At 63.2% G+C, this 7,434-nt stretch carries 9 protein-coding genes and 1 pseudogene; 7 read left to right on the forward strand and 3 right to left on the reverse strand.

Features of this window, described 5'->3' with window-relative positions; genetic code table 11:
- The 5 genes and pseudogenes from ACEW8G_RS03535 to ACEW8G_RS03555 all read left to right on the forward strand — a co-directional run.
- Window positions 1-435 (forward strand): annotated as a pseudogene (locus ACEW8G_RS03535) (type II secretion system protein GspL); the annotation flags it as partial.
- 8 nt (window positions 436-443) lie between these two features.
- Entirely contained in the window at window positions 444-911 is a 468-nt protein-coding gene (gene gspM, locus ACEW8G_RS03540; protein WP_373487068.1) for a type II secretion system protein GspM, read from the forward strand.
- A complete protein-coding gene (gene gspN, locus ACEW8G_RS03545; RefSeq protein ID WP_373487069.1) occupies window positions 908-1,627 on the forward strand; it encodes a type II secretion system protein N in 720 nt (239 codons plus the stop codon). The genes gspM and gspN overlap by 4 nt, the downstream gene beginning before the upstream one ends.
- Window positions 1,628-1,652: 25 nt before the next feature.
- A complete protein-coding gene (locus ACEW8G_RS03550) occupies window positions 1,653-3,197 on the forward strand; it encodes a hypothetical protein (RefSeq protein ID WP_373487070.1) in 1,545 nt (514 codons plus the stop codon).
- Between the two features lie 101 nt (window positions 3,198-3,298).
- Window positions 3,299-4,096: a lysostaphin resistance A-like protein gene (locus ACEW8G_RS03555; RefSeq protein WP_373487071.1), complete on the forward strand. Its 798-nt coding sequence runs from the start codon at window positions 3,299-3,301 to the stop codon at window positions 4,094-4,096.
- Here ACEW8G_RS03555 and ACEW8G_RS03560 read toward each other — a convergent pair whose 3' ends face one another.
- The gene (locus ACEW8G_RS03560) at window positions 4,097-4,651 is read right to left on the reverse strand and encodes a Pycsar system effector family protein (RefSeq protein WP_373487072.1); all 555 of its coding nucleotides are present in this window, start codon (window positions 4,649-4,651) and stop codon (window positions 4,097-4,099) included.
- Between the two features lie 196 nt (window positions 4,652-4,847).
- On the opposite strand from ACEW8G_RS03560, the gene ACEW8G_RS03565 reads away from it, so the two are divergent.
- A complete protein-coding gene (locus ACEW8G_RS03565; RefSeq protein ID WP_373487073.1) occupies window positions 4,848-5,090 on the forward strand; it encodes an acyl carrier protein in 243 nt (80 codons plus the stop codon).
- A gap of 37 nt (window positions 5,091-5,127) precedes the next feature.
- Window positions 5,128-6,327 (forward strand): aminotransferase class I/II-fold pyridoxal phosphate-dependent enzyme, encoded by a 1,200-nt coding sequence (locus tag ACEW8G_RS03570; RefSeq protein ID WP_373487074.1) that lies wholly within the window; start codon window positions 5,128-5,130, stop codon window positions 6,325-6,327.
- 158 nt (window positions 6,328-6,485) lie between these two features.
- Here ACEW8G_RS03570 and ACEW8G_RS03575 read toward each other — a convergent pair whose 3' ends face one another.
- Window positions 6,486-7,121, reverse strand: coding sequence for an LON peptidase substrate-binding domain-containing protein (locus ACEW8G_RS03575; RefSeq protein WP_373487075.1), 636 nt, complete (start codon window positions 7,119-7,121; stop codon window positions 6,486-6,488).
- A partial coding sequence (locus ACEW8G_RS03580) for a tetratricopeptide repeat protein (protein WP_373487076.1) occupies window positions 7,118-7,434 on the reverse strand: 317 nt, incomplete at its 5' end. The genes ACEW8G_RS03580 and ACEW8G_RS03575, both read right to left, overlap by 4 nt.

Here is a 7,434-nt window from a genome sequence, read left to right on the forward strand (position 1 = left end):
TGGCTGTTCGGCGCGCTGCTGCTGATCAGCCTGGCGGTGCCGCTGGCCGAAATCGGCAAGAACATGATCGGCGCTGACATCGCCGAAGCGCGCGCGTTGCGAACTGCCCAGCGGCTGGTTCCCGAAGCGACGACAGCCACCCAGGCCGAGCAGCTGCTCGACCAGCGGCTGGCGGCACGCGGTGCTGGCAACAGCGTGGCCACGGTTCCACTCTCCGGGCTCTTGTCGGCATTGCAGCCAGTGGCCGGTGTGGTGCTGCGCGAGGTGGATTATCGCCCCGGCGGGCTGATTGCCGCGATGATCGCCGCGCCGCGCGTCGAGGATCTGAACGCGGTGCTGATTGCGTTGCAGAACAATGGCTATCGTATCACCGCCAGCCAACGCAGTGATGCCACCGGGCAAGCGGTCGCCGATATCACGGTGGTGGCACCATGAGCGAGGCGATGAAAAACTGGCTGCTTGCGCTGTCGCGGCGCGAGCAGGTGCTGGTCGGCATTGCTGCCGTGCTGGCGCTCGCGGTGCTGGGCTATTTCGCGGTCTATCGCCCGCTTTACATGCTGGCGACCGATGCCAAGCGCTCATTTTATGAGGCGACGATGCTCGCCGGACGGATCGAGGCCAAGACGCGGGCGCTGTCATTGCCCGCTCAGCGCCGCCCGGCAGAGGCAATCGCCGCATTGAATCTGCTGCTGGCGAGCGAGGCTGGCGAACGCGGCTTTACGCTCGACCGCAACGATCCTTCGGGCAATGCGCGTGCCGACATCGCCATCGCATCGGCGCGCTCAACCGCCTTTCTGGGTTGGCTGGCAGATCTCGAGCGGCGCGGCGTGGTTCCCGAAACGCTGACCATCCGGCGCATGGACAATGGCATGGTGTCGGTCTCGGCGCGCCTTGCCAAGCTCGGCTCATGACCCGCGACATGAAGCGCTTCGTGCTGATTGGGCTCACGCTGTTAGCTTTGATGGCGCTGATGCTGCCAATGCGGATTGTGTTCGACTGGTCCGGCCTCGGCAAGCGCGGCATCAGCGCGCGCAGCGTTGATGGCAGCATCTGGTCGGGTACGATCCGCGATCTATACTTTGGCAAGCTGGCGCTGGGCGATATGGACGCGCAGATTTCTCCCGGCGGATTGCTGCGCGGTGATCTGGCACTATCAATGGCGCGTGCATCGGATGCCGCGGGACAGCCGCCCCTGGCCTTTGACATCGCGCGCAGCGGTAACGGGGTCAGCATGCGCGACGCCACTGGCGATGTGCCTGCGGGGGACCTGTTTGCACCGCTGCCGGTGCGCAGCATCACGCTCGACGCGGTCAATGCGACCATCGCCGATGACCGCTGCGCATCGGCATCGGGGGTGGTGCGCATCAATATCGAACAAAGCCTGTTCGGTGTCAGCCTGCAGCGCGGCCTGACCGGCACGATCCGCTGCGATGGCGGCGATCTGCTGGTGCCGCTAAAGGGCCAGTCAGGCATGGAGGTGCTCGACATCCGGATCGGCGGCGATGGCCGCTATACGGCAGACTTCAGGCTGGGCGGGCTCGCCCCGGGGCTTGGTTCGGCGCTCGGCGCGCTTGGCTTTCAGCAGCAGGGCGACGCGATGGCGATCCGCATCAACGGTCGGTTCTGAGACATAAAACACAGGAGAGCGCGCCATGGCGATGACCCCGAACACCCCGGTGCTGATCGGCGTGGGGCAAAAGGTTGACCATTGGGATGGTCGCGACATCGCTGCTGCCCCCTGCCCGCAAAGCCTGATGCAGCAGGCCACTATGGCGGCGCTGGCCGACACCGGTGCGAGCAAAACCGTGCGCGCCGCCATCGATACCGTGGTCGTGGTGCGGCACTTTGCCGACAGCGCGCCCGGGATGGGGCCCGAAGGCACCGGCCGCTGCGACAAGCCACCTTTGGGGCTGGCCAGACGGCTTGGTCTCACGCCCCGGCGCGCCGTCTATTCCATTGTTGGCGGCCAGAGTCCGCAGGCGCTCGTCAACGAATTCGCTGCCGCCATTCATGCAGGCGACGCAAGCTGTGTGCTGCTGTCAGGCGCCGAAGCCATCGCCGCCGCCAAGACCGCCGCGCGCGCCGGGCTGGCGCTCGACTGGAATGAGACCATCGACGGCGAGATGGAGGATCGCGGGCTCGGCCCGATGCTGCTCGACCGGCATGAGTTGCAGAACGGCGTCGGCGCGCCGATCCTCACCTATCCGCTGATGGAGCACGCGCTGCGCGCACGGCTGGGCCGCAGCCGCGCCGAGCATATCGCAGAGATGTCTGCGCTATGGGCGGGCTTCAGCCAGGTTGCCGCCGCCAACCCCTATGCCCAGTTCCCCACCGCGATGGAAGCGGCGTATCTCGCGGCGCCTTCGCCCAGCAACTATCCGGTCGCCGATCCCTATCTCAAATGGCATGTCGCGCAGGATGCGGTGAACCAGGGGGCGGCGCTGATCATGACCAGCGTGGGCCAGGCCGAGGCCATGGGTGTGCCCCGCGCGCAATGGCTGTTCCTGCATGGCAGCGGCGAGGCGACCGACAAACCGGTGACTTTGCGCCCTGACCTGTCGCGCTCGCGCGCGATCGATCTGGCGCTGGCGGGTGCGCTGGAGAGCGCAGGCAAGCGCGCCGCCGATATCGCGCATTTTGACATTTACAGCTGTTTTCCGGTCGCGGTGCTGCTCGCCGCTGAATCGCTCGGGATCGACTGGCGCAGCACACCGCTGACGCAGACCGGCGGCCTGCCGTTTTCGGGCGGCGCGGGGAACAATTATTCGATGCACGGCATCGCCGCGATGGCGCAGACGCTGCGCGCCAATCCGGGCAGCTTCGGGTTGGTGCTCGCCAATGGTGGCTTTTTATCAAAAGAGGCAGTCGGCATCTACAGCACCGCGCCAGTGGCAGACTGGCAGCCGGTCGATCACGCGCCAATGCAGGCGGCGCTTGATGCCGAGGCTCCGGCGGTGCGGCTGAGCGAAAACTGCACTGGCACGATTGAAACCTACACCGTCGGCTATGCCAAAGGCACGCCCGCGCGCGGTGTCGTGATCGCGAGCACCGCCAACGGCCGCGTGGTGGCGCGCCCGGCTGCCGATGGCAAGGATGCGGCGCTCGCCTCACTGATCGATCCGGCGCGCGACCCCATTGGCCGCCGCGTCACGATCACCCATGCCGATTGTGTCAACAGCTTCACCGTCGATGCATGAGCCGCGCAGACCGCGCAGATAATTTATCGATGTCTATGATCGGGTAGCCTTGCTTCATTTTAAGTGTTTTCATCACGGCATTTCTTTGCATAATTGTGCACATGCAGCATTTTCCAGCAAAGCCGCAGCAATCAGGCGTTTGGAAAATTCGTGGCAGTGCCCTGCTGTCCGCGTTGTTGGCGCTGCCAGTGGGCGGGGCATGGATTATCGCGTCCGGGGCCTATGTCGAGTTCCCGATTGTTTGGTCGATCGCCTATGGCATTGGGCTGGTCGCGCTGTTTTTATTGGTGCACGGCCTTTATGCCTATCGCCGGGGGGCACGAACCGCGCGCTACATGCAAGTGCCGTCGGGCCGCGCATTTGTTTATGCAACAATCGCAACCGCCTTGTTGCTCGGCTGTGCGGTGCTGTCGTTGCTGGCATCCGGCCCCAGCGATGCAACCGACGCGCCAACCGATCACGACCGTTACGCGCTGCCGGTGCTCGCCATCCTGCTGTTTCCGGTGGTTGAGGAATTTGCGTTTCGCGGCTGGTTTCAGGGGAACATGGAACGGGTTGTTGGCCCTGAAATCGCGTTGCTGCTTGCTGCCATCGCGTTTGCAGCCGTGCATGCCTCTGGCAACCCCACGCAGCATTTCATCAGCGGACTGGTCTATGGCGCGGCCTTTTTATTAAGCCGGAATATCTGGCTGCCGATTTTCATGCACGCGCTCTATAATTTTGGCGTCGTGCTGCTCGACACATCAAGCGCCGCGATCGAATGGGCTGAGACCATCAGGAATGCACCGCCAGCCTGGATCGAGCCCGTCAGTGGCACGGCTCAGGCAGCCATCGCGCTGGTGATCGTGGGTTTGCTGGTGCAGCTCAGGCGAACCCAAAGCGGGCAAACCGCTGACTGATCAAAACATAAGCGCCCTCCCCAGCGCCAGCTCCACCGCGAACACCAGGAAGGTCAAAATCAATCCGACGACGAACAGCCGATAGGCATAGCCCAGAAAGCGATATTTCTTGTGCTGCAGCACCAAGCCGTTCTGGTGGATGTCGCGCGACATCGCGCGGTACATACTCTCCTCATCGCGCAGCATCGCAACCATCTGGTCTGCGAAATCCTGCTCGTCCATGTGCGAAAAGGTGCCGAAAAACAGCAGATTGGGGTTGGCTGGCGCTTTGCCGCCGCCAATCGACGGCAACACTGCGAACACCGCCATCAAGGCCGCGAGAAATGAGAATGTCGCCAGGACGGTCAGCGGCAGGGAAAACGTTCCCGCCGTGGTTTGCCCTACCGCCAGCGTGAACACGACGAACGTCGCCCCCATCAAAATATTGGCTTTCTGGTCGGCCATCTGGCTGAGCTGCAATGTCATGATTTCGGTCGTGCGGATCATATGCACGGCATTAACGGCGAATCCAGGATCGACCTGCGATGGCGTATCTGCTGATTGATCGTCCCCCATGTGGGTGATCATGACACGCACGCAAGCACCGGGCAATCCGCTGAGTGCAATCACGTACATTCGCGCAGATTTTTCCGCCCGGCTCCACCGCGCTTGACAAGCGGCACCGCAATGGCTGTTGAGCGTTCGTCAAAATGCCGCGATTGTGCCGCAATCACCGGCCAGAAGGCGCAGACAAGCCAATGAAAGACCATCCATGACTGACCGCACCGCCACCTATGACCGCATCGCCGCGCAGATCGCGCCGTTCAACAAAAAGGACGCAGCGCTGAGCGATGCCACCACCTTTGCCGGCGATCTTGAGTGGGACAGCCTGACGGTGATGGACTTCGTCGCCGCCATCGAGGACGAGTTCGATATCATTATCACCATGAACATGCAGGCCGAGATTGAAACCGTCGGCCAGCTGGTCGATGCGGTCGAAAAGCTGACTGACTGACCCATCCTTCGCCTTTCCAGCCCAGAGATTGCCTGACATGACCGACCTGTTTTCCAAATTTGACGCGCTGATCGAAGAGCGCGAGGCCTTGCTCTCCACCGGGGTGCGCGATCCGTATTCGCTGGTGATGGAATCGGTCAAATCGCCCACCGTCGCGATGTGCAACGGCAAGGAGACGATCCTGCTGGGCACCTATAATTATATGGGCATGACCTTCGATCCCGATGTGATCGATGCAGGCAAGGCGGCGCTGGAAAACTTCGGATCGGGCACCACCGGCAGCCGCGTGCTCAACGGCACCTATGCCGGACACCGCGACTGCGAGGAAGCGCTGAAGGAATTTTACGGGATGGACCACGCGATGGTCTTTTCCACCGGCTATCAGGCCAATCTCGGCATCATCTCGACGATGGCGGGCAAGGAGGATTACATCATCCTCGATATCGACAGCCATGCCTCGATCTACGATGGCTGCGCGCTCGGCAACGCCCAGATCGTCGCCTTCCGGCACAATGATGTCGAGGCGCTGGAAAAGCGGCTGAAGCGGCTGCCGCCCGAAGCAGGCAAGCTGGTGGTGCTGGAAGGCGTCTATTCGATGCTGGGCGATGTCGCGCCGTTGAAAGAGATGGTCGCGGTGTGCAAGGCAGCCGGCGCGATGGTTTTGGTCGATGAAGCGCATTCGATGGGCTTTATCGGCGAGAACGGGCGCGGTGTCTCCGAAGCGACCGGCGTGATCGACGATGTCGATTTCATCATCGGCACATTCAGCAAGTCGGTCGGCACGGTCGGTGGCTTCTGCGTCTCCAACCATCCCAAGTTCGAGGTGCTGCGCCTCGTCTGCCGCCCTTATGTCTTCACCGCCAGCCTGCCGCCCAGCGTCGTCGCCACCGCCGCGACCAGCATCCGCAAGCTGATGCATGCCGGCAACAAGCGCGCGCACCTTTGGGAAAACTCCAAGCGGCTGCACCAGGGCCTGCGCGATCTTGGTTTTTCGCTGGGCACTCCGCAAGCGCAGAGCGGCATCATCGCGGTGATCATGACCGATATGCTCAAAGGCGCGCAGATGTGGCAGGCGCTGCTCGAGCGCGGGCTTTACGTCAACCTCGCGCGCCCGCCCGCCACGCCCGCAGGCATGACGCTGCTGCGCTGCTCATTGTGTGCCGAACATTCCGCCGAACAGGTGACGCAGATCCTCGGTATTTTCGAGGCAGCGGGCAAGGATGTCGGGGTGATTTGAGTGGATAAATTCCTCCCCGAGCTTATCTCGGGGAGGCGGCAGCGCGCAGCGCTGACGGAGGGCAATTACGCGAACGTTAGCGCACTACCCTTCCACCATTTGCTGACGCAAATGGTCCCCCTCCCCGAGGCAAGCTCGGGGAGGATTTAAACTATGGCCTACTGCAACGTCACCTGCGGATCATCGCTGTCGCGCCGCCCGAAAAACTGCATCAGCTGCACCAGCAGATCGGCGCGCGTTGTCAGGCCCTCGGCTTCCAGCAGCGCCTGTTTGGCCGCCGCATCAAACGGCGCGATCTGCGCGATGCCGTTGACCAACGACCGGTCGTCAAGCCGCGCGACCGATTCCCAGTCGACGCTATATCCCTGCGCATTGGCAAAGCGCTGCGATTCGCGCTCCAGACTGGCGCGCTCGACGCTTGACAGCACCTGCTGGTCATCGCTCTCGTGTAGCATTTCGGCCTCGATCTGGCGAAACGGGGTGGTGACATCCAGCTCGCGCAACACGCGGAACCGGGCAAAACCTTCCAGCACCAGATTGTAGCGGCCATCATCCAGCGCCTCGACATCGATGATGCGGCCGACGCAGCCCATGTCGAACAAAGGTGGCGGCTCGCCCGCCCCGCGCGGCTGGATCATGCCGATCTGCCGGTCGCGCGCCATTGCATCGCTGACCAGCGCGCGATAGCGCGGCTCAAAGATATGCAGCGGCACCTGCAGGCCGGGGAACAGGATCACGCCGGTCAGCGGAAACACCGATATGCGCTGGGCAACGATGGCAGACTTGTCGCTCATCCGAACAGCGCCGCCGAAAGCTTGCGCCGGGTCGCCGAGACCCACGGGTCTTCAAGCCCAACCGCCTCGAAAATCTGCAGCAGCTTGGCGCGCGCCGCGCCCTCGTTCCAGTCCTTGTCCGCGCGCACGACCGTCAGCAACTGCTCCGCGGCCTCGTCACGCTCGCCAGCGGCAAACAGCGCGCTCGCCAGCTCCAGCCGCTTGGTATGGTCGTCAGGCGCTGCCTCCAGCGCGGCACGCAGACCGCTGATCTCACCGTCATCGGCCTTTTGCGCGACCAGCGCCAGCGCGGTTCTTGCCCGGTCCAGCAGTG

The organism is Blastomonas sp., from assembly GCF_041747255.1.
Classification (GTDB): Bacteria; Pseudomonadota; Alphaproteobacteria; order Sphingomonadales; family Sphingomonadaceae; genus Blastomonas.